Source organism: Rhizobium rhizogenes NBRC 13257 (genome assembly GCF_000696095.1).
GTDB classification, from domain to species: Bacteria; Pseudomonadota; Alphaproteobacteria; order Rhizobiales; family Rhizobiaceae; genus Rhizobium; species Rhizobium rhizogenes.
This window is the reverse complement of sequence record NZ_BAYX01000005.1, coordinates 124078-149234: the sequence shown is the minus strand read 5'-3', so window position 1 is coordinate 149234 and position 25157 is coordinate 124078. Positions and strand designations below refer to the sequence as shown.

At 61.3% G+C, this 25157-nt stretch carries 27 protein-coding genes; 4 read left to right on the top strand and 23 right to left on the bottom strand.

All coding sequences use genetic code 11. The annotated features are described in order from the left end of the window. The first annotated feature begins 32 nt into the window (after positions 1-32). Positions 33-1769, top strand: a complete 1737-nt coding sequence (gene araD / locus RRH01S_RS12675; protein ID WP_012650298.1) for an L-arabinonate dehydratase — start codon at positions 33-35, stop codon at positions 1767-1769. 18 nt (positions 1770-1787) lie between these two features. After that, positions 1788-2513 (top strand): ribonuclease activity regulator RraA, encoded by a 726-nt coding sequence (locus RRH01S_RS12670; protein WP_012650297.1) that lies wholly within the window; start codon positions 1788-1790, stop codon positions 2511-2513. Between the two features lie 66 nt (positions 2514-2579). Here the strand turns inward: RRH01S_RS12670 and RRH01S_RS12665 are convergent, their stop codons facing one another. From RRH01S_RS12665 to RRH01S_RS12625, 9 genes are read right to left on the bottom strand one after another with little or no spacing between them, the layout of a single operon-like run. Beyond that, positions 2580-4079, bottom strand: coding sequence for an ABC transporter substrate-binding protein (locus tag RRH01S_RS12665; protein WP_234711685.1), 1500 nt, complete (start codon positions 4077-4079; stop codon positions 2580-2582). 6 nt (positions 4080-4085) lie between these two features. Beyond that, positions 4086-5081, bottom strand: a complete 996-nt coding sequence (locus tag RRH01S_RS12660) for an ABC transporter ATP-binding protein (protein ID WP_007695868.1) — start codon at positions 5079-5081, stop codon at positions 4086-4088. Further along, positions 5078-6049: an ABC transporter ATP-binding protein gene (locus tag RRH01S_RS12655; RefSeq protein ID WP_034516492.1), complete on the bottom strand. Its 972-nt coding sequence runs from the start codon at positions 6047-6049 to the stop codon at positions 5078-5080. The genes RRH01S_RS12660 and RRH01S_RS12655 overlap by 4 nt, the downstream gene beginning before the upstream one ends. Further along, positions 6046-7587 (bottom strand): gamma-glutamyltransferase family protein, encoded by a 1542-nt coding sequence (locus tag RRH01S_RS12650; RefSeq protein ID WP_037222290.1) that lies wholly within the window; start codon positions 7585-7587, stop codon positions 6046-6048. The genes RRH01S_RS12655 and RRH01S_RS12650 overlap by 4 nt, the downstream gene beginning before the upstream one ends. Beyond that, entirely contained in the window at positions 7584-8519 is a 936-nt protein-coding gene (locus tag RRH01S_RS12645; protein WP_037222289.1) for a polysaccharide deacetylase family protein, read from the bottom strand. The genes RRH01S_RS12650 and RRH01S_RS12645 overlap by 4 nt, the downstream gene beginning before the upstream one ends. 17 nt (positions 8520-8536) lie before the next feature. Then, complete coding sequence (locus RRH01S_RS12640) at positions 8537-9328, bottom strand: SDR family NAD(P)-dependent oxidoreductase (RefSeq protein ID WP_034516499.1); 792 nt, start codon at positions 9326-9328, stop codon at positions 8537-8539. A 5-nt stretch (positions 9329-9333) separates the two neighbouring features. Beyond that, entirely contained in the window at positions 9334-10191 is an 858-nt protein-coding gene (locus tag RRH01S_RS12635) for an ABC transporter permease (protein WP_037222288.1), read from the bottom strand. Continuing rightward, positions 10188-11117 (bottom strand): ABC transporter permease, encoded by a 930-nt coding sequence (locus RRH01S_RS12630; protein WP_034516502.1) that lies wholly within the window; start codon positions 11115-11117, stop codon positions 10188-10190. Before RRH01S_RS12630 ends, RRH01S_RS12635 begins: the two co-directional genes overlap by 4 nt. A gap of 44 nt (positions 11118-11161) precedes the next feature. Next, positions 11162-11947, bottom strand: coding sequence for a GntR family transcriptional regulator (locus RRH01S_RS12625; RefSeq protein ID WP_034516504.1), 786 nt, complete (start codon positions 11945-11947; stop codon positions 11162-11164). On the opposite strand from RRH01S_RS12625, the gene RRH01S_RS34400 reads away from it, so the two are divergent. Further along, on the top strand, positions 11933-12085 hold the full coding sequence (locus RRH01S_RS34400; protein ID WP_153510398.1) for a hypothetical protein: 153 nt from the start codon (positions 11933-11935) through the stop codon (positions 12083-12085). The two genes, RRH01S_RS12625 and RRH01S_RS34400, sit on opposite strands and share 15 nt — an antisense overlap. Before the next feature lie 38 nt (positions 12086-12123). Here the strand turns inward: RRH01S_RS34400 and RRH01S_RS12620 are convergent, their stop codons facing one another. The 7 genes from RRH01S_RS12620 to RRH01S_RS12590 all read right to left on the bottom strand — a co-directional run bounded on the left by RRH01S_RS12620 (position 12124) and on the right by RRH01S_RS12590 (position 19378). Further along, entirely contained in the window at positions 12124-12936 is an 813-nt protein-coding gene (locus RRH01S_RS12620; RefSeq protein ID WP_042471983.1) for a glycerophosphodiester phosphodiesterase, read from the bottom strand. Positions 12937-12976: 40 nt separating this feature from the next. Then, the gene (locus RRH01S_RS12615; protein WP_037222284.1) at positions 12977-13864 is read right to left on the bottom strand and encodes an ABC transporter permease; all 888 of its coding nucleotides are present in this window, start codon (positions 13862-13864) and stop codon (positions 12977-12979) included. A gap of 24 nt (positions 13865-13888) precedes the next feature. Beyond that, positions 13889-14815 (bottom strand): ABC transporter permease, encoded by a 927-nt coding sequence (locus tag RRH01S_RS12610; protein ID WP_007695847.1) that lies wholly within the window; start codon positions 14813-14815, stop codon positions 13889-13891. Positions 14816-14826: 11 nt separating this feature from the next. Beyond that, entirely contained in the window at positions 14827-15693 is an 867-nt protein-coding gene (locus tag RRH01S_RS12605) for an ATP-binding cassette domain-containing protein (protein ID WP_007695845.1), read from the bottom strand. Further along, positions 15686-16654 (bottom strand): ABC transporter ATP-binding protein, encoded by a 969-nt coding sequence (locus tag RRH01S_RS12600; protein WP_034516509.1) that lies wholly within the window; start codon positions 16652-16654, stop codon positions 15686-15688. Before RRH01S_RS12600 ends, RRH01S_RS12605 begins: the two co-directional genes overlap by 8 nt. A gap of 10 nt (positions 16655-16664) precedes the next feature. Beyond that, on the bottom strand, positions 16665-18272 hold the full coding sequence (locus RRH01S_RS12595; RefSeq protein ID WP_037222279.1) for an ABC transporter substrate-binding protein: 1608 nt from the start codon (positions 18270-18272) through the stop codon (positions 16665-16667). Between the two features lie 83 nt (positions 18273-18355). Continuing rightward, entirely contained in the window at positions 18356-19378 is a 1023-nt protein-coding gene (locus RRH01S_RS12590) for a LacI family DNA-binding transcriptional regulator (RefSeq protein ID WP_034516511.1), read from the bottom strand. A gap of 279 nt (positions 19379-19657) precedes the next feature. On the opposite strand from RRH01S_RS12590, the gene RRH01S_RS12585 reads away from it, so the two are divergent. Continuing rightward, the gene (locus tag RRH01S_RS12585; RefSeq protein ID WP_034516513.1) at positions 19658-20077 is read left to right on the top strand and encodes a GlcG/HbpS family heme-binding protein; all 420 of its coding nucleotides are present in this window, start codon (positions 19658-19660) and stop codon (positions 20075-20077) included. Positions 20078-20150: 73 nt separating this feature from the next. Here the strand turns inward: RRH01S_RS12585 and RRH01S_RS12580 are convergent, their stop codons facing one another. The 7 genes from RRH01S_RS12580 to RRH01S_RS12550 all read right to left on the bottom strand — a co-directional run bounded on the left by RRH01S_RS12580 (position 20151) and on the right by RRH01S_RS12550 (position 25107). Next, positions 20151-20699 (bottom strand): DUF922 domain-containing Zn-dependent protease, encoded by a 549-nt coding sequence (locus RRH01S_RS12580; protein WP_042471978.1) that lies wholly within the window; start codon positions 20697-20699, stop codon positions 20151-20153. Positions 20700-20830: 131 nt separating this feature from the next. Then, the gene (recX, locus tag RRH01S_RS12575) at positions 20831-21373 is read right to left on the bottom strand and encodes a recombination regulator RecX (RefSeq protein WP_034516516.1); all 543 of its coding nucleotides are present in this window, start codon (positions 21371-21373) and stop codon (positions 20831-20833) included. A gap of 86 nt (positions 21374-21459) precedes the next feature. After that, complete coding sequence (locus RRH01S_RS12570; RefSeq protein ID WP_012650277.1) at positions 21460-22137, bottom strand: GntR family transcriptional regulator; 678 nt, start codon at positions 22135-22137, stop codon at positions 21460-21462. 4 nt (positions 22138-22141) lie between these two features. Then, positions 22142-22891 (bottom strand): amino acid ABC transporter ATP-binding protein, encoded by a 750-nt coding sequence (locus tag RRH01S_RS12565; protein ID WP_007695805.1) that lies wholly within the window; start codon positions 22889-22891, stop codon positions 22142-22144. Next, positions 22888-23565, bottom strand: a complete 678-nt coding sequence (locus RRH01S_RS12560) for an amino acid ABC transporter permease (RefSeq protein ID WP_042471975.1) — start codon at positions 23563-23565, stop codon at positions 22888-22890. Before RRH01S_RS12560 ends, RRH01S_RS12565 begins: the two co-directional genes overlap by 4 nt. After that, positions 23562-24236, bottom strand: a complete 675-nt coding sequence (locus tag RRH01S_RS12555; protein ID WP_034516520.1) for an amino acid ABC transporter permease — start codon at positions 24234-24236, stop codon at positions 23562-23564. The genes RRH01S_RS12560 and RRH01S_RS12555 overlap by 4 nt, the downstream gene beginning before the upstream one ends. 61 nt (positions 24237-24297) lie before the next feature. Then, complete coding sequence (locus tag RRH01S_RS12550) at positions 24298-25107, bottom strand: transporter substrate-binding domain-containing protein (protein WP_007695800.1); 810 nt, start codon at positions 25105-25107, stop codon at positions 24298-24300. Between the last annotated feature and the right edge of the window lie 50 nt (positions 25108-25157).

Genomic DNA, 25157 nt, shown 5'->3' with positions numbered 1-25157 from the left:
CGACCAACCGTTGAATACAAGGCTGGACTACAATGAGCAGCAAGAAGAAACCGGCAGAACTGCGCAGCGCCAGATGGTTTGCCCCCGACGACCTCAGAAGCTCGGGGCATCGCTCGCGCACCATGCAGATGGGCTATGCCCCGGAAGAATGGGCCGGAAAGCCCGTCATCGCCATTCTCAACACCTGGTCCGACGCCAACCCCTGTCACGCGCACTTCAAGCACCGCGTCGAAGACGTGAAGCGCGGCGTCTTTCAGGCCGGTGGCTTCCCGCTCGAACTGCCGGCGCTGTCGCTATCGGAAAGCTATGTTAAGCCGACGACCATGCTCTATCGCAACATGCTGGCGATGGAGACGGAGGAGCTGCTGCGCTCGCATCCGATCGACGGGGCCGTCCTGATGGGCGGATGCGACAAGACCACGCCGGGCCTCGTCATGGGCGCGCTCTCCATGGGCCTGCCGATGATCTACCTGCCGGCCGGGCCGATGCTGCGCGGCAACTATCGCGGCGAATATCTGGGGTCGGGCTCGGATGGCTGGAAATTCTGGGACGAACGTCGCGCCGGCACGATTACCGAGAAGGAATGGGTCGATGTCGAAGCCGGCATCGCCCGCTCCTATGGCCATTGCATGACCATGGGCACGGCGAGCACGATGACGGCGATCGCCGAGGCATTGGGCCTTACCCTGCCGGGCGCAAGCTCGATCCCGGCGCCGGATGCTAACCACATCCGCATGTCATCGGCCGTTGGCCGCCGCATCGTCGATATGGTCTGGGAGGATCTCGTTCCATCGAAGATCGTCACGGCAGCCGCCTTCAATAATGCTGTCGCGGTCGCCATGGCGACGGGCTGTTCCACCAATGCCGTCGTGCACCTGATCGCGATGGCGCGCCGAGCCGGCGTCGACCTGACGCTGGACGATCTCGACAAGGCCGGCCGCACAACGCCGGTGCTTGCCAATATCCGGCCGACCGGTAAGACCTACCTCATGGAGGATTTCTATTATGCCGGCGGCCTCAGGGCCTTGATGGTGAAGCTGTCCTCGAAGCTCGACCTCTCCGCCCTCACGGTGTCGGGCGTCACCCTCGGCGAAACGCTCGAAGGCGCCAAATGCTACAATGACGATGTCATCCGTTCGCTCGACAATCCGGTCTATCACGAAGGCTCGCTCGCCGTCGTGAAGGGCAATCTCGCGCCGACGGGCGCGGTCATCAAGCCCGCCGCCTGCGATCCACGCTTCCACAAACATCAGGGACCGGCATTGGTGTTCGACAGCTATCCGGAGATGAAGGCGGCAGTGGACGACGAAAATCTCGACATCACGCCCGATCACGTCATGGTGCTGCGCGGCGCCGGACCGCAGGGTGGCCCGGGCATGCCGGAATGGGGCATGCTGCCGATCCCGAAAGCACTGCTGAAGCAAGGCCATCGCGACATGCTGCGTCTGTCCGATGCCCGCATGAGCGGAACAAGCTACGGCGCTTGCATCCTGCATGTCTCGCCGGAATCCCACGTCGGCGGTCCATTGGCGCTATTGAAGAACGGAGACATTATTCGGCTTGATCTCGAAGCACGCCGCATCGACATGCTTGTGGACGAGGACGAATTGCAGCGGCGACGCGACGCTTGGGTGAAGCCGGCTGAAAAATTCGGGCGCGGCTACGGCTGGATGTTCAACCGCCATGTCGCCCAGGCCGATACCGGCTGCGACTTCGATTTCCTGGAACCCGGTTTCGGCCCGACGCCGGGCGAACCCGACATTTATTGATCGCAAAGGATATATCTCATGAGCAATTACGTGCTGAGCAGCGAGACACGCAACAAGCTGTTGGGCGTCGCCACACCGACGATCGCCACCGCGCTCTTCAAGCGGGGCTTGCGCAACCAGTTCATCCAGGATGTGCATCCTTTATCGACGAAGAAGGCGAACATGGTCGGCCAGGCCTTCACGCTGCGCTATATTCCGGCGCGTGAAGACCTGAACACGCTGGAAGTTTTCCGCAATCCCGAGCACCCGCAGCGCGCCGCTGTCGAGAAATGCCCGCCGGGCGCGATCCTCGTCATGGACAGCCGTAAGGATGCCCGCGCCGCCTCGGCCGGCTCGATCCTGATCTCGCGGCTGCAGGTGCGCGGCGTCGCCGGTGTCGTTACCGATGGCGGCTTTCGCGACAGCCCGGAAATCGCCGCTCTCGATATCCCCGCCTATCATCACCGCCCCTCCGCGCCAACAAACCTGACGCTGCATCAGGCGATCGAAATCAACGGCCCGATCGGCTGCGGCGATGTCGCGGTCTTTCCCGGCGATGTCCTCGTCGGCGACAATGAGGGCGTCATCGTCATCCCTGCCCATCTGGCCGACGAGATTGCCGACGAGACGGTCGAAATGACCGCCTACGAGGATTTCGTCACCGAGGAAGTGCTGAACGGCGCGACCATCATCGGTCTCTATCCGGCAACCAGCGACGCCCCCAAGGCCAAATTCGCCGAGTGGCGAAAGCAGAAGGGCCGCTGATCGGGCGATAAATCGAAACCCCGCCGGTGATCGCACCGGCGGGGTTCTGCATAAAATAATAGATACTTATCCGGCCCAGCTCATTCGATTCAGGAAGAAGCTTTCATTCGGCGTCGGTTGGAAGTTCAGCGGCTTTGCAGCGCCGTAGATCGCAATCATCTGGTAGAGCGGTACGGCAAGCACGTCATCCACGATGGATTGGCTGATCTTTTCATAATCCGCCAACCGCTTCTGCTGATCGAGCGACGAGCCTGCATCGTCCAGCAGTGTATCGATCTCCGGCTTGGCGACGATCGCCCAGGTGCTGCCGGTGTGGAAGAGGTAGTTCATAACGCCATCGGCATCCTGGCAGGCGCATGAATTGGTGCTGATCGCCAAGGTCGGAGCATCGACCGGGCCTTTCTGAACCAGCTGCAGGAAGGTCGGCGTGTCGACCTGCGAAATCTCGACCTCGAAGCCGACTTCCTGCAATTCCTGCAATATGGCTTCGGCCACGCGCTGGTCGAAGAAGGTGCCGACGGTTAGCTGAAATTTCGGCGGCTTGCCGGCGCTGGCAATCAGGGCCTTTGCCTTATCCGGATCATAGGGAAGCCCGGTAATCTTGTCGCTCCAGCCGAAATGCGCCGGTGTCATCATCTGGGCCACCGGCTTGTCGAAGCCGCCGAGAATACCCTGTGTGATGCCGGCTTTGTCTATGGCGTAGGCCACCGCCTGGCGGAGCTTCAGATTGTCGAAGGGCGGCTTGTTCGGATTGATACGGATGAAGGACATTCTCTCCGTCAGTATCGGCAGGGCCTTGACCGTCTCCGAGCCCGACAATTGCGCTGCCTGGTCGGACGTCAGGGCACGGGCAAAATCGGCCACACCGGCCTGCAAGTCCGCAACTCTGGTCGAAGCGTCAGGCACAGCACGGAAGACTGCCTGCTCGAACGGGCCTTTGCTGCCCCAATAGCTGTCGTTGCGAACCAGCGTCACGGCAACGCCGCGATCCCATTTGGCGAACTTATAGGGGCCGCTGCCGACAGGTGCCAGATTGAACGCCTGGTCACCGACCTTTTGCACCACATGCTCCGGGACGATGGAAAGCTTTGTGAGCTGCGCAAGCAGTGGCGGATAGGGGCTCTGTAGCGTCAGCGTCACCTCATGCTCGCCGGAGGCCTCAGCCTTCGCGATCTTGGCGAACTGGCTGCGCTGCGGGCTCGCCAATTTCGGGTCGATGATGCGGTTGACGCTGAAGGCGACATCTTCCGCCGTCAGCGGCGTGCCGTCGTGAAAGGTGACGTCGGCGCGCAGGGTGAAGACGATCTTCGTGTCCGACAGGGTCTTCCAGGAGGTGGCAATTTCCGGAACGATCTTGCCGCTATTGTCGCGCGTGACGAGATTGTCGAAAATATTGCGGTAGACGAAATAGCTGTCCGGATTCCATTGCCGCTGCGGATCGAGCGTCGACGGCTCGTTGACGAGATCCACGACGATCTGCTGCTTTTCAGCAGCCTGGGCCAACATGGTGGACGGAAGAAGAGCGAGTCCGAAGACCGCCGTTAAAACAAGAAGTTTGCGAAACATCATCATCTACTCCTTTAGGAAATCAGGCGCTCTCACATGGCATGCTGCGGAATGGCCACCCGGCTGAAGCGCTTCGAGTTCAGGCGAGACCGTTCGGCAGATGGGCACGGCAATGGGGCATCGGGTCGAAAAGCGGCAACCCGCTGGGGGATTGGCCGGGCTCGGCAGATCCCCTTGCAGAATGATGCGCTGCCGGCGACGCTGTGCCTTTGGATCGGGCAGCGGCACGGCGCTGAGCAGCGCTTCCGTATAGGGGTGAACCGGCTTTGCAAAAACCTCCGCCGTCGATCCAGTCTCCGCGATCCGGCCAAGATACATCACCGCGACGCGATCGGCGAAGTGGCGCACCACGGAAAGATCATGCGAGATGAAGAGATAGGACAGGCCCAGGCGCTGTTGCAATTCGAGGAGCAGGTTCAGTATCTGCGAACGGATCGATACATCAAGCGCCGAGACCGGTTCGTCGAGAATGAGGAGCTTGGGCTGTAGCGCAATGGCGCGGGCGATGACGATGCGCTGACGCTGGCCGCCGGAAAAGGCATTGGGCTTGCGGTCGGCATGGCCAGGATTGAGCCCGACGAGTTCGAGCAACTCCCCTACCCGTTGCCGGCGCTCCTCCCGTGTGCCGATGCCATGGATGATCAGCGGCTCGGCAATGCTTTCGCCGATGGTCAGCTTCGGATTGAGGGCAGACACCGGATCCTGGAACACGATCTGGATGTCCCGCGAAAGATCGGCACGACGCACCGAGGCGTCGCTCGTCACATCCTCGCCCTCGAAGATGATCCTGCCCGATGTTGCGCTCTGCATCCCGAGGATCGTGGCGCCGAGCGTCGACTTGCCACAGCCTGATTCACCGACCAGTGCCAGGCTTTCCCCCGGTGCGATATCGAGATCGACGCCATCGACCGCCTTCAGCCAGCCGACCGGACGACCGAGAAAGCCGCCACGGATCGGGAAATGCACGCGAAGGTCGCGCACCGAAAGAAGCGGCCCGGTCATGCGAGCCCTCCCGTCAGATCCTGATGCCAGCAGGCGGCGCGACGGTCCACGCCTGCGGCCACAAGCGGTGGCGTCTGCCGACAGTCCTCATCAGCCAAGGGACAGCGCGTCGAGAACCGACAGCCTTCCGGCCAGGCGCCGATATCCGGGACCATGCCGCTGATGGTCGGCAACAGCGCCTTCGCCTTGCCATCCAGCCTGGGAATGGTCGATAGCAGCATCCGCGTATAGGGATGTCTCTGTTCCTCAAAAATAGCATCGACCGATGCTTCCTCAACAATCCGGCCGGCATACATCACCGCCACGCGGTCGGCTATATCGGCGACAACGCCCATGTCGTGGGTGATCAGCAGGATCGCCGTGCCGGTTTCGGCGCGCAGCCGCTTCATGAGCTCCAGGATCTGCGCCTGGATCGTCACGTCGAGCGCCGTCGTCGGTTCGTCCGCGATCAGCAGGCGCGGCCGGGTGATCAGCGCCATGGCGATCATGGCGCGCTGGCACATGCCGCCCGAGAGTTCGAAGGGAAACTGATGGAAGCGCATGGCCGGCTCGGGAATGCCGACCTCTTCGAGCATGGCGATCGCCTGCCACTGTGCCTCCCTGCCCTTGACCCCGCGATGAACGATCAGGCTCTCGGCAATCTGCTTGCCGATCGGCATCAGCGGATTGAGCGAGGCGACCGGCTCCTGAAAGATCATCGCCATCTCGTCGCCGCGCAACCGCTTCATCGCGGCATTATCCAGACCAGCCAGCTCCTTGCCGTTCAGCCGGATCGACCCTTTGTTTCGCGCGGCGACACGCGGCAACAGGCCCATGACCGAAAAGGCCGTCATCGACTTGCCGCAACCGGATTCGCCGACCAGCGTGACAATCTCGCCAGCGGAAACCGAAAAGCCGACGCCATCGACGACAGTCTTGCCACCGATCGAGATATGCAGGTCTTCGACGATCAGGACCGGAGCGGTCATCTGGGATCAGCCTCGCGAACGGCAGCCCATGGGTTCTTTGGGTGAACCATGCCGGTATTGATGCCGCTACGCCGGAGAACCGCCGAAGGAACAGCGAAATTGACGGGGTAGAGCGTGTCATCGATGACTTCGACGTTGAACTCGGATGCGACGGTCGGTGCCACATCGGATGCTGCTGTGCGATTGACACGAATGGTCGTGCCGCTGGCGTCAATGCGCGAGCTGAGGAAGGCATCCTCCAGCGACAGGCCATAAGCTGCGACATAGCTGAGGATCTGCGTTACGGCCGGTACGATCTGCCGTCCGCCGGCCGCACCCAGCGCCAGCTCCGGCACGCCGTCACGCGTCGCGACGATCGGCGACATATTAGCGAGCGGCTTGCTGGCGGGCGCGATGGAGTTGGGCTGGCCCGGACGTGGGTCAAACCACATCATGCCGTTATTGAAGGCGAAGCCCGTCTCCGGCACCAAGACTTTCGAACCGAAGCGCGACAGCAGCGTGTTCGTGAGTGAAACCATGGTGCCATCGGCATCGACAACGCTGAGATGGCTGGTACAGCTTTCGCCGGCCGCATGACCGAGATTCTTGAGCCGATATTCGCTGGCGCGCCTGATTGCGCGGGCAAAGGCCAGAGCCGCAGTCCCGCCGAAAGGATCATTCTCCGGCAGGCTAGTCTCCAGTTCGGACAATGCCGCGCAGAGCGTCGGGCCGCCCGAAAGCTCCGGTACGGCATGGACGACAAGGCCCCTGAATTCCTGCGTCAACGGCGCCAGCCAACGTGGTGCGTAACCGGAAAAATCCTTTTCCGAAAGCACCGAACCGCCGTCTGCAAGTCCCTTGATCAGTTGATCGGCAAGCTCACCCTCATAGAAATCGCGCGGGCCGGCTGCAGCCAGCCTCTCCAGCGTCCTCGCCTTCGCCTTCATCGGCAGGAAGGCCGTACGTCCGCCCTCCGGCACCCGTGGCGCGCGACCATTGTGCAGGAACAGTTCCGAGGCCGCCGGAAATTGCGCCAGATTGGCGCCGTCGATCGCCAGCGCCAGCGCTGCATACCAATCAAGCTGCAGGCCGCGATGCGCCTGCTCGATGGCCGGAGCGAGAGCATCGGCCCAGGAGATCGTGCCGAAGCGTACGAGCGCTTCGGCAAAGCCGGCAATGGCGCCCGGCACACAGATCGAGCTGTAGCCGATCAGATTGCGATCGCCCTCGACCGATGGCCAATCGAACCAGTCGCCATCGCGGCCGGGAACCAACGGATAATCGGCGGGATTGATCGCGGCGGGCGAGATCACGTTGAAATCGAGAGCGTCGACCGCGCCACCGGCGTCGGCACGCACCATGAAGCCGCCGCCGCCGATACCTGAAAGCCAGGGCTCGACGACGCTGAGAACGAGCGCCGTCGTCACTGCCGCATCGACGGCGTTGCCCCCCGCCGACAGCACGGCGGCCCCTGCTTTCGCCGCTCGCCAATTCTGGCAGGCGACCATACCGTGTCTGCTGCGCGTTTCATGCTTTCCGATGTGCCAGGTCTCGCTCATGCGTGCGCTCCAGACTGTGATGGCCCAAATCGGGAGGGACCAATGGCAGCGGGAATGTCCGCCTCGACCACGAAGCGGCCCCGGTTATTCGACGACGCATGATGACGGGCGATATCGGCAGCGGTGGCGACCCAACTCGTCGGCTCGGCAGTGATGGCGTCGAGCAGCTTTTCCAGCATGGCGATGCGCTGTGCCCGGCCGGAGATCCAGTCGTGGACGGTCAGCGTGAACAATCCGCCGAAGCGATGTTGCGCGCGCCATTCCGTCAGCCAATCGTCCAGCACCTGGGCGCCGGCGGACGGTGCCCAACGTTCGTTGCCGCTATTCTCGAACTTGAAGAAGATCGCGTCATCTATCGCCCATTGCACGGGAATCTCGACTACTCCGTCGATTTCATAAGGGTGGTCAAAGCCCATGAGGGAGGAGTCGTAGGCAAGGCCGTTGCGGCGGATCTCGGCCAGCATATGCGGTGTCATTTCCCAGGCTGGCGAGCGGAAGCCTACCGGCCTTTGTCCCGTCTGGGCAACAAAGAGCGCCAGGCTTGCATCGAGCGCGGCGCTGAACTCCTCGTCACCGATGTCGCCGACGAGTTCGTGAAAATATCCGTGCAGCCCAATTTCGTGCCCCGCGTCAACCAGCGCCGGCAAAAGCCCAGGATTGGATTTTGCAACGACGGCAGGCACATAGAAGCTTGCTTTAACGTCGTAGCGAGCAAAGAGATCGAGGATACGGGTCATGCCCGTGCGCAGGCCAAAGCGGCGGACTTCCAATCGCGACAGACGATTGGACAGTCCCTCCCGCTGCTCCCAGAGAAAGGGCGAGGTCGCGTCGACATCGACGCTCAGAAGAACAGCACTCTTCTTGCCTTCCGGCCATTCATAGGCGGGAAAGGGTGAGAAGCTGCTAGGAGGTTCGACCGTATCCTGGGCCATGTCCTTTTCCTCCCGACTTACAGTGGCTTCTTCTTCGCCTGATAGACGGCAAGCGACCCAATGGAGTTGCCGCCGTCGGCCGCCAGCGTCGAGCCGGTGATATAGGCAGCGGCATCGGACGCAAGAAAAAGGACGGCATTGGCCGCATCAGTCGGCTGCGAAGGACGGCCGAGCGGGATATTGCCGAGCACGCTGTCGATATGCTCCTGCGTCAGGTGGCTGACTTCGCTGCCGGGCGCAAAGCCGGGCTCGACAATGTTGACCCGAATGCCGAACTCGGCAAGCTCGATGGCAAGGCCCTTGTTCAACCGGTCCAGTGCCGTCTTGGACACGCAATAAGGCACAACACTGCGCCGCATCTTGCGTGCGGCACCGGAAGAGATGTTGATGATCGAACCCTTGACGCCCTGATCGATCATTTGACGTGCAACACCTTGCGACACCAGGAAGGGCGCGCGCAGATTGATGCCGAAAATCTGGTCCCAGTCGTCGGCGTTGATATCTAAGAGAAAGCCGGATGGATAAATGCCGGCGTTGTTGACCAGAACATCCGCCGCGCCCCAATTTTCAGCGATATAGGCAAGCAATGCCTTGATATCGGTATCCGATGTCAGATCGGCCGCGAACTCCAGATGCCCACTGCCTGCGAGACTTTCGGTAGCGGCGCTGAGGCGGGCCGGATCTTTGTCCGTCAGAAGGACGTGTGCACCGGCATTTGCAAAAGCCTGGGCAATCCAGCCGCCGAAGATGCCCGCAGCACCTGTAACGACAACGCGTTTCCCTTTGAAGTCCTCTGAAAAATCAACCATGTAACTCAACTGCTCCGTGGGTCGAGGCGATCACGCAGATGATCGCCGATGAAATTGACGGAAAGAACGAGAAGAAAGAGCGCAGCACCGGGCATGACGGAAAGCCACCAGGCCGTTGCGACATAATTGCGCCCGGTCGAAAGCATCGCGCCCCAGCTGGCCGTCGGCGGCTGCACGCCGAGGCCAAGGAAGGAAAGGCCGGCCTCGAACAGGACCATCAGCCCGAATTCAAGCGTTGCGACGACGATCAGCCCGCCAGCAATATTGGGCAAGACATGCCGCCAAAGGACACGAAACCAGCCCGCCCCCATGAACTGCGACAGTCGCAAATAGGGCATATTGGCGACCGTCAGCGTCTGACCATAGGCGACGCGCGCATAGCGCGGCCAGCGCGTCAGCGCCAGGATCAGCACGACATTCAAAAGACCGGGACCGAGTACCGCAACCGTGATGATCGCCAGAAGAATAGCGGGCACGGAGAGAACGATATCGACCAGCCGCATGATGAGCGTCTCGGTCCAGCCGCGGTAGAAAGCGGCGAGCATACCGATGACGGAGCCGAAAATTCCCGACAGCAGTACGGAGGCGACCGCGACGAACAGCGAGACCCGCGCGCCATAAATCAGGCGGCTGAGCGTATCGCGCCCCAATTCATCCGAACCGATCAGATAGAGCGTGTTGCGCGCCACCGTTCCCGGCGGCTTCAACCGGCCAAGGAGATTTTGCGTATTCGGATCGTGCGGCGCGATCAGCGGAGCAAAGATCGCCATCAGTACGATCAGGGTCAAGACGACGACCGAGATCACGACGCCTGTGGGTGTGCGGCGAATAAGTCTTGCGGATCCGGCGGCCGAAACACTCATGCTTGCCTCCCGGAGAGACGAATGCGCGGATCGATGACGCTGTAGAGAACATCAGCGAGGAGATTGAGAAGAATGGCGGCGGCCGCGCCAATCAGCACGACACCCTGCACGATGGGGAAATCCCGCGCACTGATTGCCTGTATCGTCAACTGGCCAAGGCCTGGCCAGGCAAACACGGTCTCGATAATGATGGCGCCGGTCAGCAGGTTGGCGATTTCGAGCGCCGATATCGTCACCAGCGGCACGGCTGCGTTGCGCAACAAATGGCGTATGACGATGCGCGCCATCGACAAGCCCTTGGCATGGCCGGTGCGGACATAGTCCTTTTCCAATTCATCCAGAACGGCGGTGCGGGCGACACGGGCGAAGGTCGCCATCGACAGGAAGCCCAGGGCGAAAGCGGGCATCAGCAGGCTCACCATGCCGCTTGCACCCGATGTCGGGAGCCATCGCAGCACCACACCGAACAGCATGATGAGCAGAATGGACGTCCAGAAGGTCGGCATCGACTGGCCGATCAGCACGAAGCTCATCAGCCAGCGCGATTCCCAGGAATGGCGGCGGACGGCGATGAGAACGCCGATCGGCACACCAAGACCGAGCGCCACCACCAAGGCGCCCGATGCGAGCGACAAGGTATAGGGAACACGGCTGCCGATGATATCCAAGACGGGCAGATGCTGGACATAGGACTGGCCAAGATCGAAGCGCAGCAAGCCTGTCAGGAAACGAAGATATTGAAGATAAAGCGGCTGATCGAAGCCGAGGGCCGCCCGCATGATATCAATATCGGCCTTGCTCGCATCCGGCGGCACGAGCAGCAGCACGGGATCACCGGTCAGGCGCTGCAGAAAGAAGACGAGCGTCACCACGCCGAACAACGCGGCGAAGGCCTGCAACAGACGCTTGGCGATGAATGCAGGCACGTCTTGCTCCCATTATTGGAGACCGCAGGAAACTGAAGGGCGCGCTAACTCGCCCGCTTCGGATTGATTTCGCTCTTGGATAAGACGGTTACGGGCAAATCCGCCGCCGATGCCTTCGCCTTCTTCGAAGTTGGCTCGACGGCGACAACGTCGGCTTCCAGAAACCGCGCCTGGGTGAATCGCGCAAATGTCTCGCAGATTTCCGCCAGACATTCGCGTGCCGCTTGCGCACGACCCGAGCGCTTGGCATCGACAAAGACATTCCAATCGGCCAGCGGCAATTTCTGACCGCCCCTCGCCTCGAGGAAACCGACATAACGCTCTGATTTATCCCAGAGATTTTCGAGCCAGCCGGCAATCAACGGCGCTCTCAAATGCGTCACCAGCAAATGCTTCAATTGACGCTCGTAGCGTCGCGCCAAAGCGATCTGCTCGTCCAGGCCGGCAGCGTGCGCGGCAACCAAAGCCGCATGCATATCGCACAGCGTCTCCAGACGCCTGAATTCTTCCGGCGGCAGATCGACATCGGCCAACAACGGTTCAAGCTGGCGACGGCCGAGCATCACCTCCCGCAGACCGATGGCGGTGATCGGCGTTACCTTCCAGCCGCTGCGCGGCTGGGACGAAACGAAGCCGGAATGCGCCAACCGGGCAAGAGCCGCACGCACGATGCCGCGCCCTACGCCATAGTCCTTGCAAATCCCAACCTCGGACAGCCGCTCACCGGGCGCAAGCGCGCCGGAAATGATCGCGTGCCTCAGCCTGTCCTCGGCAATCGAGACAGCATCCGGCATGCCGGTCGGCAGGAAGGGGCTTTGAGTATCGAACATGAACGCAAAACTAACATCTCAGTTTTGGAAATTGAAGTGTCAGTTTTGCGCGGACGAGCGATATTGCGGACTATTTTGCTGAGCCAGGGATCGGTTCAGGAAAAAATCGGCAATGAGATCGACCGCGCCATCCTCTGATCGGCGGATGACACGGTCATAGCCGGAAAAAAGCCGGTTCAGCCTTCGAGTTCAGCGGCACTTCTGCTCAGCATGCAAAGGAAATCCACATCGTCGCCGATCAGGCCGTCAATCAGCCTGTCCTTGACGCAACGCCGGATTATCGGGAGCGGGTCCCGGCCGCTCTGCCAGTACTTCGCAATCCGTTCCGGCAGCGGCAGGCTCAGGCGCACCGCGATCCCGGCTTCCTGCAAGGCCTCCGCGTCGGCGCGATGAAAGTAGTTCAACTCCAGCGAGACACCATCGATACCGCCTGAACGCATGGAGTTGATCATATCCACCGGACGATGATGCAGGATCGCCTCCGTCTGCAGTCGTGGCTCGATTTCCTTTACGCGGCGCAGATCGATATGATCGAAAGAGGAGATGGCGACGTGTTCGAACGCGTCCATATCCCGCAGTGTTTCGATCATGACATCCGCGAGCCGGTCGGCGCGTTCGCGCTCTTTCATCTCGATGGCAAGGCGCGTGTCTGTCTGTTTGGCCCAGGCGACCGCTTCGGCAAGCGTCGGCGCCCGGGTGCCGGCAAAGCGGGGATCGAATTTCGCGCCGGCGTCCAGCGCCAGAATATCGTCGAGATCCTGGTCTCCAACGAAACCCCAGCCGTCGGTGGTGCGGTCCAGCGTGCGGTCATGCATAACGACGATCTTGTCGTCGCGGGTCAGCATCAGATCGATCTCGCTCTCATTGGCACCAGCATCTACGCCCTTCTGAAAAGCGAGAATGGTGTTCTCCGGAAAGTGCCGGCTGAAACCGCGATGGGCGGCTATGCGAAGCGATCCGTGACGGGCGGCGTGAAGAGACAAAGGCACGGGAATTCTCCTTGGATATGAAACGGTTATTGCTGAAAGCTCAGTGCAGCGTCGGATCGAAAGCGTCGCGCAAATAGTCGCCGATCAGGCTGATCGACAGCGACAGCAGGAAGATCACGAGCCCCGGCAGCATCGAAATCCACCATTCGGTCATCATGTAGTCGCGGCCCGCTCCCACCATGCTGCCGAGGCTGACCAGCGGCGGCTGGATGCCAAGGCCAAGGAAGCTTAGCACCGATTCCTGCAGCAAGATTTCCGGTAGCACCACCGTCAAGTTGACCAGCACGACCGAGAGAATGTTCGGCAGCACATGCATGAATGCGGTGCGCGCGGTGCTCGCGCCATTGCGCTTCAGCGCCGCGACATAGCCGCGCTCCAACTCCAGCCCGGCCATGGTGCGGACGAGCCGGGCATAGCGCTCCCAGCCATAAAGGCCGAGCAGCCCCATGAAGAGCCAGAGGTTGTCGCCGAAGAAAGCAAGTACGGCGAGCGCGATGATCAGGAAGGGCATCGACGCCTGGAAATCCACGGCAACCCGGATCAGCATGTCGGCAAATCCACGGCGAAAGGCGGCGAGCAGGCCGAGCATCGTGCCAAGCGTGACACTGATCGCCGATGCGCCGAGCGCGATCAGCAGGCTGGTGCGAAGCCCGTAGAAAACGCGGCTCAAAATATCGCGGCCAAGCTCATCCGTGCCGAGAACATGCCGAAAGGTGCCGCCGAACAACAGCGGTGGCGCCTTGCGAGCATGAAGATCGATCTGCGCGAAGCCATAGGGCGCAAGCACATTGGCGAAGACGGCAGCCAGGATGAAGGTGACGAGGACGAGCACGCAGATCGCAGTCATCAGATCCAGCCTGGCGCTGCGAGGCGACCTCCCGGCCTTGGCCTTGGTCAGATCCTCCACGCCGGTTGCGGCATTCGCCATGGTGATACCTTTCGAAAAGACGGCTCAGGCCGCCGCCCGATGCCGCAGGCGCGGATCGGCGAGGATGTAGAGAAAATCGATGAGCAGGTTGGCGCTCACCATGGTGGCGGTGACGAGAATGACGATGGTCTGCACAATGTTGAGATCGCGCTGCGCCACCGAGGAGACGAGAAAGCGGCCGACGCCGGGCCAGGCGTAGACGGTCTCGACCACGGCCGCTCCGCCAATCATGCCGCCGATCAGAAAGCCGAGCATCGTCAGGAGCGGCAAAGCCGCATTGGGCATGACATGCTGCCACAGCACAGCGCGCTCGCCGATCCGCTTGGCGCGTGCCGCCAGGATATAGCGCTGTCCCAACACTTCCAGCGTGCTGGAACGCACGAAACGGGCGATGATGCCGGCATTGTAGAGGCCGATGACGAGAACCGGCATGACCAGATGCGCCGCCGTCGATCCGCCGCCGCTCGGCAGCAGCCGCAGCGACACGGCAAAAAGCTGGATCAGCAGGATGGCGATAAGGAAATTCGGGAGGGAGTGCATCAGTACCGCCAGCGCCATGACGAAGCGGTCGATCAGGCTACCACGGTTCTGCGCGGCGAGGATGCCGAGCGGCACGCCGGCACCGAATGCCACCACCAGCGCGGCTCCCATCAGCTCCAATGTGGCGGGAACCTTGGAGAAGACCAGCGTCAGTGCATTCTGCCCATTCACCAGCGACGTGCCGAAATCGCCGCGCAGAAGATGGCCGAGATAGGAGAAATATTGGATATAAAGCGGCTGATCGAGGCCCCATTGCTGACGCATCAACGCCACGACTTCCGGCGGCGTCTCGATCGGCAACAGCGAATGCAGGGGATCACCGCTGACGCGCAGGATGATGAAGGTAAAGGTCACCGCAAGAAAAAGCGTGACGGCGGCCCTAAGAAGGGCGCGGATGACGGCCTGGAACATCGCGGGTCTCCCTAGAGTGTTTCGAGAACGGTATTTGTCTGGCGCAGCCGCTGCCGGCGCCCGCGCGGGACGGCGGCCAGAAGCTTCGCGGTGTAGGGATGCGCGGGATTCGAGAAAACCTCTTCCGTGCGGCCGGTCTCGACGATCTCACCCGCCTCCATGATCGCCACGCGATGCGAGACATGGCGCACGACCCGTACGTCATGGCTGATGAACAGCAATGACAGGCCACGGGCGCGCTGAAGTTCGAGCAAGAGATTGAGCACCTGGGCCTGCACAGACACGTCGAGGGCCGACACCGGCTCATCGCAGAGAAGGATTTGCGGCTCGACGATCAGGGCGCGGGCGATGGCGACACGCTGGCGTTGGCCACCGGAAAGCTGGTGCGGAAACTTCTGCAACGCCGAGGCTGGAAGGCTGACGGCCTTGAACGTCTCGGCGGCGCGGTCGTGGCGACCGGCGGGCTCGCCGATTTTATGAATCGCCAGCGTTTCCAGCATCTGATGTCCCACGGTGCGGCGCGGATCGAGCGCGCCAAGCGTATCCTGAGAGATCACCTGCAGGTGCTTTGCCAGCCCTCGCCTATTCGGCTTCATCAGACTGCCGAAAGACTGGCCGAACAGCTCAATCTCTCCCGAGGTCGGCAACCGGTCGCCGCAAAGAAGGGAAGCGAGTGTGGACTTGCCACAGCCGGATTCTCCGACCAGACCCAGCGTCTCGCCGGGCTTCAGCTCCAGGCTCACATCCTTGATCGCGTGAAAGCCCTTGGTTCGTCGCGGCAACAGGGAAAAACCGGACGAGTAGGAGAATTGCAGGTTGCGGGCGGCGAGCGCGAGAGCCGCTCCATTCCCATTCAACTGCGACCTTGTCTCAGACATCGTGGGCACTCCATGGATTGAAGCAGGCAAGCGACGCCGCGCCCGCGATCAGGGGCGGAACCGCGGTCGCGCAATGCGCCTCGACGCGCGGGCAGCGCGGGGCGAACGCGCAAGCCGACGGCATGGCGTCATGCAGTTTCAGCTCGCCGGGAATATCCGCCAGCTTTTCCAGCGGCGTGCCCCGCCCGGGCATCGCCTCCAGCAGCAGTCGCGTATAGGGATGGCGCGGATTGTCGTAGATGTTGTCAGTGGTATTCAGCTCGACCAGCGATCCCGCATACATCACCGCGATACGGTCGCAGACCTCGGAGACGAGATCGAGATCGTGGCTGATGAAGATCATCGGAATGCCGCGCTCGCGCACCGCCTTGACCAGCAAGGCCACCACCTGCGCCTGAACGGTGACGTCGAGCGCCGTCGTCGGTTCGTCGGCAATGATCAGCCGTGGCTGCATGGCAAGCGCGGTTGCGATCATCACGCGCTGGCACATGCCGCCGGAAAACTGCGCCGGATAGGCGTTGTAGCGCGTCTCCGGCTGCGGAATGGCCACTTCCGCCAGAAGCCGCAGCGCCTCGGCCTTCGCCTCGCTCGCTGACATGCCGGCGCTCATCGCCGCCTCGGCGATCTGCGAGCCGATCGTCCGCACCGGATCGAGACAGGAGACCGGCTCCTGAAAGATCAGGCCGATAGACGGCAGTTTCGACCGCGCCATCGCCCCGAGTTCCGCCGCGTCATACATGGCGTCCTCAAAGGAGATGAACCCGGTGGCGCTCGCCGTCGGTCCAAGCAGGCCGGCAAGGGCGAGACAGGTCACGCTCTTGCCCGAACCGCTTTCCCCGACGATGCCAAGGATTTCACCCTCGGCAAGGTCAAAGGAAACATTGTTGACCGGATGGGACCGGCCGGTCTTGGTCCGAAACGTCACGCTCAGATTGTCGACCGAAAGAACAGGAGTGGCCATTGAGAACGGCTCAGCTCTTCTGCTCTTCGAAGGAAAGGCTGCCTGCGCCCAGATCCATCTGGAAGGCCGGCAGTGGTTGCCACTTTATGCCGTTGCGGATGCCAAAGAAAACAGCGTTCTGATGCAGAACCGTTTCGGCCGGGTCTTCCCATTCGGCCAGATGCAGCATGTCGCGGAATATCTTGGCGCGTTCGGCTGGATCGACCGCCGTCTCCATCTTCGCGCCGAGAGCGTCAAAATCGGCATTCTGCCAGATCTTGAACGAGTTCAGGTTGCCGGCTGCTCCGAACTGGGTATAGAAGGAAATGAAGGGATCCGGGATCTGCGCCGTGCTCGACCAGTTGCCGGTTGCGCGGCTGGACGTGCCTTCGAACAGCTTGCCGCCTTCGACGAATTTCATCTTGGCATTGACGCCGATGGCCTGCCACATGGCGACCACGGCCTGCGTGACCGGATTTTCCGCCGCGTAGTAGTTGTTCTGCGACCGAACTTCGATTTCCTCACCGTTGTAGCCAGCATCCTTCAGAAGCTGCATGGCCTGATCCGGGTCATATTTATAGGCCGGATAATCCTTGAGATAGACGGGGCCATAGAGCTCGAATTGCAGACCGTTCGGAACCCGCGTGCGGCCGTTCCAGATCGTATCGACGATGGCCTGGCGGTCGATGGCGAGGATCAGGGCCTGGCGGACGCGCGGGTCCTTCAATGCCGGATTGGTCTTGTCGAAAAAGAGAATGCGATGGTTCGGAACCGGGCCGCCGACGATCGCGTGGCCGGGGCTATCGGAGACGGAGGAGAGCTGATCGGGCGGTAGGTCGGTGACGATGTCATAGTCACCGGCGAGAAGACCGGCGATGCGCGAGGAGACTTCCGGCACGATGCGCAAGGTCACGCGCTTGGCGGCCGGCTTGCCGCGGAGCGCCTGGTCGTGGGACACAAGGATCACGCTTTCGTTGGCAGTGTAGCTCTCAACCTTGTAGGGACCGGCGCCGACCGGCTTCTGACGCCAGGTCGTCCAGTTCCCACCATTCTTCTGCCAGGCGTCCTTGCTGATGACCGAGGCGGCATAGCATGCCAGGCGCTGCAGGAAGATCGGATCCTGAAACTTGGTGACGAAGCGCACCGTCAGCGGGTCGACCACCTCGACATGATCGAGGCTGGTGAAGCTGGTGCGATAGGTGGGATAACCCGGCGCATCCTTGTTGAGCAGTCGCTCGGGACCGAAGGAGAAGGCCACGTCTTCGGCGGTCATTTCGCGGCCATCATGGAAGATCACGCCGGGACGCAGCTTCATTTCCAGAACGGTCGGCGAGATCCAGGTCCACGACGTTCCGAGATTGGGCTTCACCGAGAAGTCCCCCCGCATGTCGAGGGCAAGAACCGTTTCGTGGATCGAGTAATTGTTGCGGAAAGCGACGTTGCTGGCCGCGTCTACAGTCTCCTGCGAGACCGGATTTAGCTGAACGGCGATACGAAGCTCGGGCCGGTTGTCGCCGGCATCGTCCGCAAAGGCGGGCAGCACCGGCATCAGGGTCGAGAGGCTGGCAGCCGCTCCCATCAACAAGGTCGTGCGGCGGGTAATGACCGTATTCAGGCCATTGAAAGTGTTCTCGGACATCGGCAGACTCTCCGGTTCAAGCTTGCACAAACGTTTGCGCAAAAGAAAAAAGGCCACCCCGCCGTGAAAACTACTCTTTCGAACTAGGCAGGAGGAATTTGCCGCAAACTAGGGACGTCCGATGACGCACGTATGACAAGCTCCGGCGGAACGAGCCGCATGGGCCGCGTGGCGGCGCGAGCCTCCGGAGAAAGGCCCACCAGCTCAACGAGCAGATCGAGCGAGGCTTCGCACAGGCGGTCGGTCGGCTGCGCCACCGTCGTCAGCGGCGGCGACCAGTAGGCCGTATCGGGGACATTGTCATAGCCGACGACAGATACATCATCAGGAATTGTCAGCCCCATATCCCGCAATGCCGCCACGACCTCAATCGCGAGCCCGTCGCTTCCGCAAATCAAAGCGGTTGGCCCTGTCAAAGGCGACGCCAATAGCTGACGAAACGTCTGCCGAGCCGCCTCATCTCTTTCAAAGGAAATGACACCGCCCTCGATCGCGCCCGCGCTTTCGCTGATCATCTCCCCGAAAATTGACCGCCGATCGCGAAGAGCGCTCCGGCTTTCACGATAGACAAAGGAGATACGACGATGTCCAAGCGCTACCAGATGATCGAACAGCAAACGCATGCCGAGCCATTCATCGGTCAGCACCGCCGGTTTCGAGCCGGTAAGACCGCCGCAAAGCGTCACATGCGCCTTGCCCATGCGGTCGAGATGATCACATAGCGCCTCATGGCCGGGCAGATCGGTGACCATGACCACGCCGTCGAAAAAATCATCCTGAAACAAATGCAACTGCCCCGCGACCTCGCCGGCATCGGCTTTTGCCTGCGCGACAAGCAATTCCATCCCTCGCCTCTGCGCAGCCGCCTGCAGGCAGCCGGTCAGATGCGGCTGGTAGTGACCCGAGAGGCTGCCGACGATGGCGCCGAAGACGCCGGTACGATGAGTTCTGAGCGAAGTTGCCAGCCGGTTGACGACATAGCCGACCTCGCGCGCCGTCGCCCTGACCCGCTCCTGCGTCTCCTGGCTGATGCGCGCATCCGTGCGGTCGTTCAGGACGCGCGACACCGTCGCCGCCGAAACCCCGGCCAGCCGCGCCACTTCCATGATTCCTATTCTCGCCGGTGTCTTCACATTTCCCCCAAAGGGCTCAGCCGCTGCCCGGCGACAATGGCGAAACGTCATCGTTGGAGCAAGCCGCCTGCTCCGATATCAAACTACACATGCGTTCAACTGATGCGCTTATGCCGTTCTGGAACATCAGTTTCACCGGATTTCCCTCGCACGACTACGCTTCTTCGCATTGCCAATCGGGAGAACCCCGGTCTAGCTAGGGCGGATCGATGCAGTGCGATAAGCATTTGTTATTACAGGAGCGACCAATCCATGTCCGTCATGCGCGAAACTTTGACCCTATCCCACTCCGGCGCGGTGCAGGCGCTGGTGGCCGCGATTGCACATGCCGAGAAGATCGGCGTACCGCAATGCATCTTCATCGTCGACGCAAGCGGCGAGACCATCGCCAGCATCCGGATGGACGGCGCGAAGTATCTGAGCATGCATACGGCGCGTGCCAAAGCCCGGACAGCGGCATCAAGCAACGCTCCGACAGGCACGATGTCCTTCGAATTCGGCACGGCCGCCGGCATCGCTTCGCAGGGTGGCGTTACGCATCTGCCGGGCGGCTTGCCCATCCGCTTCGGTAGCCGATTTGCCGGCGCCATTGGCGTGGGGTCCGGCACCGGGGATCAGGATTTCGAAGTCGCTCGCGCCGCCCTTGCCGCCATCGGAGCCGATGCGGTTTAAAAGGCGCCGCCTCACGGGATCCTGCGTTGGGCGTCCAGCGCAGGCACTCCCGTCTTCATAGCGGCGACGGCTTCTACTGCTCTCTCACCAGTTTCAGCACGAGCTGCTGGAGATTGCCGCCGTCGCTGAACTCGACCTTGTCGAAGTCGCTGTTTCGCTGCCGCTCGCTTTTGGAAATTTCGCCGAGTCGCTTTGTCAATTCGACGCGGATCGTGCTGCATTTCGGGTCATTGGGTACGGAGAAACCGACGCTCATCGCTTCAATTTCCTTGACCATGTCCTTGATGAACCCACCATGCACGCGCTCATGCGCTTCGACGCCGGCAATGAAATGCTGCCAGCTCCTGCGGGTCGCGCCAGTCAGTTGCGCAGAGGGTTTCGGCAATGTGTAGGTGATGATCAGCTTCGGTATGTTGACGGTGATCATACAGGCGCCGTCCGGCTGCGGCTCGTATTTCCGCGTCCAGGTCAGCTTGAAATCGGTATGGGCAATTGCCCTCGTTTTACCGCCAAGGAACGGACCGCGCTCGCCAATCGAATCATAGAGTTCTGCGCCGGATTTACCCGCGATAGCATAGGCCTGCACCTTTTCGATCGCTTGCCATTCCGCCTGTGCGACCATTGGCAATAAGGCAAAGCCGATCGCCAACACACAAAATCGAATGCTTGTTGTCACACAAATCCCCACGGAACCGATACGTCAAGGCGGCGACCCTAACCGGCATGGGCGTCACCTTCAATGAGTTGCCGCACTCAAAAAACGGACGAGGAACTCAGCAGCTCTTCCGCCTCCTCCAAGCTCATATCGAAAACCGTCTTGCCAATCCCGAAGCTGAATCCGTTGCGGGCGAAGGCCGATAATTCCTTCGCCTTCCGCTTCTCATCGAGATCACCACGACGGAATGGCCCAAAGCCGCGCTTTCGGGCGAAGATGACGGCCGCGCGCGCATCGTCCGCTCCGTCCAGCGCTGCGACTACGGTTTCGCTGTCGATCCCCTTCGAGGCGAGCTTGAAGGCAATCGCCTTCTTCGATTTGCCGGAGCGCACGGCCGAGCGCGTGCTGATCTCGGCATAGGAGACGTCGTTGAGCGCATTCTGGTCGTAGGCGAACTTGACCGCGAAATCGGCAACGGCCTTGATCTGCTCATCGCTGATGTCTTCGAACTTCTGCTTCGCCTTTTTGGTGATCGCATCAAACAACTGTTTTTCGGTCATCATCTTGCGTTCAAGACGATAGATCGTCGAGTTGCGTGCCCAGCTGAGCATTCGCGGTGTCGGTGTCGGAGTTTCGTCCATGGCGGAGAGATATTCGCGGATCGATGAGGCGAAGATTCGAAGTCCATCGATTGTTACGTCACGCTCTTCACTTGCGCAACGCGCCGCTACTCAGCGAAGAAATCCGCATTCTCGGCGGCGATGCGCTCGATGGCGGCGAAAGCGGTGCGCAGATGCGCCTGCATCACCTTGGTCGCACCTTCCGGATCGCCCGCAACCACGCGATTGACCAGATCCTCGTGCTGGCGAAAGATCATCTCCAGCCAATCGATCCTTTCCAGCGAAAGATAGCGAAGACGGTCCAGCGAAACCTTTGCCGAGGCGATCATGCCCCAGACGTGGGGATGGCCGGCGATCTCCATCAACGCCCGATGCATCGCCTCGTCCGACAGGAAAAAGCCGATATGATCGCCCTTGCCGATCAGCCGGCGTTGGTCCTCCAGAAACCGATGGAGCCGTGCTTCCTTGTCTGTAACCGACGATGTGGCGGCTTCGGCAACGGCACTGCACTCCAGCATTTCGCGCACGAACTGCGCGTCACGAACCGCACTGATCTCGATGGGCGCGACATAGGTGCCGACCTGCGGCACCACCAGAAGGAAACCCGCATCGGCAAGCCTTTGAAACACCTGCCGAACCGGCGTTCGGCTCAACCCCACCTCGTCGGCAATTTTCGTCTCCGAAATCGCCGCGCCCGGTCTGAGTTCCCCGGTCAGGATCCGCATATAGAGGACGTCGTAGAGGTCCTTGATGCTCATGCGGGGGCGGATTGGGGATACGGTCATCGGTTCAATGCGCCTCTGCTGTAATGGTGCTGAGGAAGCGCCGCGCCCGCTCGCTGCCCGGATTAGCGATCAGCGCGCGAGGCTCCCGGTCTTCCACGATCTTGCCTTCATCCATGAAGATCATTCGCGTACCGACATCCGCAGCAAAGCGGATTTCGTGCGTGACGACTAGCATTGTGCGGCCCTCGCGAGCAAGATCGCGCATCACGCCGAGCACTTCGCCCACGGTTTCCGGGTCAAGCGCCGAGGTCGGCTCATCGAACAGCAGGATGTGCGGCTCGGCGCAGAGTGCACGCGCGATGGCGACGCGCTGCTGCTCGCCGCCCGACATCTGCGCCGGATAGGCATTCATCCGGTGGGACAGACGCACCCGCTCGAACAGCGCTTTTGCCCGCGCTTCGACCGTCTTTCGATCCTGCTTGTGCACGACGACCGAGGCGAGCACGACATTTTCCAACGCCGTCAGATGCGGATAGAGATTGAAATGCTGGAAGATCATGCCGATCCGGCGACGAACAGCCGTTATCGCCCCGCGCTCATGCGCGAGCACCGGCCTGCCCTCGAAACGGAGCTCTCCGCCCTGGATATCTTCAAGCCCGTTGACACAGCGCAGCAGCGTCGATTTGCCCGTGCCGGAGGGGCCGATGAAGCAGACGATTTCGCCCGTCTGCACCTGCATGGAAATACCGTCGAGAATGGTGCGCTTTCCGAAGCGCTTCACCACGCCGTCAAATTCGAGAACTGCCTGCGTCATTGTCCGCCTCCCGCGAGCATGGGCTTCGTTCCGACGTTGTAGCGCCGCTCAAGCGCGCCTCCCGCCAGCGAGATTCCATAGTTGATAAGGAAATAAAGGACGCCGAGCATCAGCAGCGGCGCGAAGCCGCCGCCTGTGCTTTCGCGCACCAGAAGACCGGTCTTGGTCAATTCGACATAGCCGATGATCGAGGCAAGCGACGATTCCTTCAGGGTCGTCACATAGACACCGACCGAGGGTGGCAGGACGACCCGCAGCGCCTGCGGTCCGACGACATGCTGCATCGTCTGGCCAAAGGTCATGCCGGACGACTGCGCCGCCTCCCTTTGGCCACGCCCGACGCTTTCGATGCCGGCTCGCATGACCTCCGACATCGTGGCGGTCGCGTGAAGCGCCAGTGCAAGGGTCGCGGCCGTGAAGGTCGAGATATCGATGCCGAACATTACTGGTAGCCCGAAATAGGCAAAGAACAGCACGATCAGGATAGGGATGGATCGGAAGAATTCGACGAAGAGCAGCGCCAGCACGCGCAGCGGCAGCCAGCGGGACGTTCGCGCCAGCGCCACGAGGCCACCCGCGATAGCGCCGATCATCAGAGCCAGCCATGACAGCCAGATCGTCAGTACCGCTGCCTTCAGGAACAATGGCAGATAGGAAAGCAGGTCGTGGTTCATCGGCGCGCACCATTATCCCTGAAAAGCATCCAGCCGATCGCGAGGCGAATGAGGTTTACCGTCTGGCAGAGAACGAGGTAGACGGCCGCGGCCACCAGGAAGGTCTCGAAGAAGCGGAAAGAGGTGGAGCCGACAGTCTGCATCCACGAGGCCACATCCTCGACAGCAACCGCCGAAGCAAGCGACGACGCGAGGATGACTGCTATGACCTGATTGCCGAGCGGTGCGTAGATGACGCGGAACACCTGCGGCAGGATGATATGCCGATAGGTCTGGATAGGGTTGAACCCTTGCGCCCGCGCCGCTTCGAACTGGCCGTGGGCGATGGCGACAAGCCCGGCGCGGATGATCTCGGCCATATAGCCGGCGCTGTTCAGCGTCAGTCCGATCAAGGCGGCGGCGAAGGAGGAAAAGCGCAGCCCCATGGCGGGAAGCGCGAAGTAGACGATGTAGAGAATGACGAGAAGCGGCGTATTCCGCATGACCTCGATATAGGCGACCGCGACAAAGCGCGCGAAACGGCTCTGGCTCCGGCGCATGATCGCCAGTCCGCAGCCGACGGCAACGCTAAGGATGATCGCCAGGACCGACAGGTACAGCGTCGTGTAAGCGGCATCCCAGAGCAGCGGCAGATATTCGCGAATGCTGCGAAACTGGAGTGTATAATGCATGAACCTCTCCGCCGGTTCTTTCCGCGGGATGGCAGGAGCGGCTTACGCCGCTCCCATTGGATCAGTACTGCGCCTGTAGCGACGGCTGTTCGAAGCCGAACCACTTATTGAACAGAGCCTTGTTGTCGCCGGAAGCGTTGAACTGGTCGACGAACAGATTGATGACCCGCAACCAGTCGGCATCGCCTGCCGGAACGCCGATTGCAATCTCTGCTCGCGCGAGCGATCCGTCGACCTGGCGAAGCTTGCCCTGGTTGTCGCTGATAGCCTTGCGATTGTAGAAATCGTCTTCCGCCATGGCATCCACCTGCCCGGACAGCAGGGCGCTGAGCTCGTCAGCCTGTGTATTGAAGCGGACGATCTGGGCGTTGGGCAGATGGGCCGGCACGGCACGCTCCGCCGTACCGCCGCGCGAAATGGCGACGCGGATCTTGGCGGCATTGGCCTCCTCGATCGTCTTGTAGGGCGCGCTTTCCGGCACCAGCAGCCGCATGTTGGTCACGACATAGGGGTTCGAGAAGGCAACCGATGTGGAGCGCTCGACGTTGCGGGTGAAGTCGGCGATGGTCACGTCGACCTTGCCTGTCTGCAGCGAGGTTACGCGGCTCGGAATGTCGGTGACGACGAATTCCGGCTCGACCTTCAGGGCCGCCGCCAGCTTTTTCGCGATGTCGATGTCATAGCCAACCGGCACGCCATCTGCGCCGACCGTCGAATAGGGCGGCAGGCTGCCGAGCACGGCAATGCGAAGCTTGCCGTTGGACAGAACCGACTGAAGAACGCTGCCGGATTCGGCAGAAGCCGGCATAGAGACGGATGCGACGATGGCAAGACCGCCGAGAAGACCGAGAAATGCGCGTTTCAAGAACATGGATATACCCTCCCAAGGTAACAAGAATGAATGCTTCCGCCGCACGAATG

What these genes read in the sequence shown, in the direction of transcription:
- RRH01S_RS12595 (WP_037222279.1), bottom strand. Translation starts at nt 18,272, where the DNA reads ATGTCCGAGAACACTTTCAATGGCCTGAATACGGTCATTACCCGCCGC.
- RRH01S_RS12605 (WP_007695845.1), bottom strand. Translation starts at nt 15,693, where the DNA reads ATGTCTGAGACAAGGTCGCAGTTGAATGGGAATGGAGCGGCTCTCGCG.
- RRH01S_RS12665 (WP_234711685.1), bottom strand. Translation starts at nt 4,079, where the DNA reads ATGTTTCGCAAACTTCTTGTTTTAACGGCGGTCTTCGGACTCGCTCTT.
- RRH01S_RS12670 (WP_012650297.1), top strand. Translation starts at nt 1,788, where the DNA reads ATGAGCAATTACGTGCTGAGCAGCGAGACACGCAACAAGCTGTTGGGC.
- RRH01S_RS12560 (WP_042471975.1), bottom strand. Translation starts at nt 23,565, where the DNA reads ATGAACCACGACCTGCTTTCCTATCTGCCATTGTTCCTGAAGGCAGCG.
- RRH01S_RS12625 (WP_034516504.1), bottom strand. Translation starts at nt 11,947, where the DNA reads ATGTTCGATACTCAAAGCCCCTTCCTGCCGACCGGCATGCCGGATGCT.
- RRH01S_RS12655 (WP_034516492.1), bottom strand. Translation starts at nt 6,049, where the DNA reads ATGACCGCTCCGGTCCTGATCGTCGAAGACCTGCATATCTCGATCGGT.
- RRH01S_RS12650 (WP_037222290.1), bottom strand. Translation starts at nt 7,587, where the DNA reads ATGAGCGAGACCTGGCACATCGGAAAGCATGAAACGCGCAGCAGACAC.
- RRH01S_RS12635 (WP_037222288.1), bottom strand. Translation starts at nt 10,191, where the DNA reads ATGAGTGTTTCGGCCGCCGGATCCGCAAGACTTATTCGCCGCACACCC.
- RRH01S_RS12660 (WP_007695868.1), bottom strand. Translation starts at nt 5,081, where the DNA reads ATGACCGGGCCGCTTCTTTCGGTGCGCGACCTTCGCGTGCATTTCCCG.
- RRH01S_RS12565 (WP_007695805.1), bottom strand. Translation starts at nt 22,891, where the DNA reads ATGACGCAGGCAGTTCTCGAATTTGACGGCGTGGTGAAGCGCTTCGGA.
- RRH01S_RS12590 (WP_034516511.1), bottom strand. Translation starts at nt 19,378, where the DNA reads ATGGAAGTGGCGCGGCTGGCCGGGGTTTCGGCGGCGACGGTGTCGCGC.
- RRH01S_RS12570 (WP_012650277.1), bottom strand. Translation starts at nt 22,137, where the DNA reads ATGACCGTATCCCCAATCCGCCCCCGCATGAGCATCAAGGACCTCTAC.
- RRH01S_RS12645 (WP_037222289.1), bottom strand. Translation starts at nt 8,519, where the DNA reads ATGGCCCAGGATACGGTCGAACCTCCTAGCAGCTTCTCACCCTTTCCC.
- recX (WP_034516516.1), bottom strand. Translation starts at nt 21,373, where the DNA reads ATGGACGAAACTCCGACACCGACACCGCGAATGCTCAGCTGGGCACGC.
- RRH01S_RS12640 (WP_034516499.1), bottom strand. Translation starts at nt 9,328, where the DNA reads ATGGTTGATTTTTCAGAGGACTTCAAAGGGAAACGCGTTGTCGTTACA.
- RRH01S_RS12580 (WP_042471978.1), bottom strand. Translation starts at nt 20,699, where the DNA reads ATGGTCGCACAGGCGGAATGGCAAGCGATCGAAAAGGTGCAGGCCTAT.
- RRH01S_RS12555 (WP_034516520.1), bottom strand. Translation starts at nt 24,236, where the DNA reads ATGCATTATACACTCCAGTTTCGCAGCATTCGCGAATATCTGCCGCTG.
- RRH01S_RS12610 (WP_007695847.1), bottom strand. Translation starts at nt 14,815, where the DNA reads ATGTTCCAGGCCGTCATCCGCGCCCTTCTTAGGGCCGCCGTCACGCTT.
- RRH01S_RS12615 (WP_037222284.1), bottom strand. Translation starts at nt 13,864, where the DNA reads ATGGCGAATGCCGCAACCGGCGTGGAGGATCTGACCAAGGCCAAGGCC.
- RRH01S_RS12585 (WP_034516513.1), top strand. Translation starts at nt 19,658, where the DNA reads ATGTCCGTCATGCGCGAAACTTTGACCCTATCCCACTCCGGCGCGGTG.
- RRH01S_RS12550 (WP_007695800.1), bottom strand. Translation starts at nt 25,107, where the DNA reads ATGTTCTTGAAACGCGCATTTCTCGGTCTTCTCGGCGGTCTTGCCATC.
- RRH01S_RS12600 (WP_034516509.1), bottom strand. Translation starts at nt 16,654, where the DNA reads ATGGCCACTCCTGTTCTTTCGGTCGACAATCTGAGCGTGACGTTTCGG.
- araD (WP_012650298.1), top strand. Translation starts at nt 33, where the DNA reads ATGAGCAGCAAGAAGAAACCGGCAGAACTGCGCAGCGCCAGATGGTTT.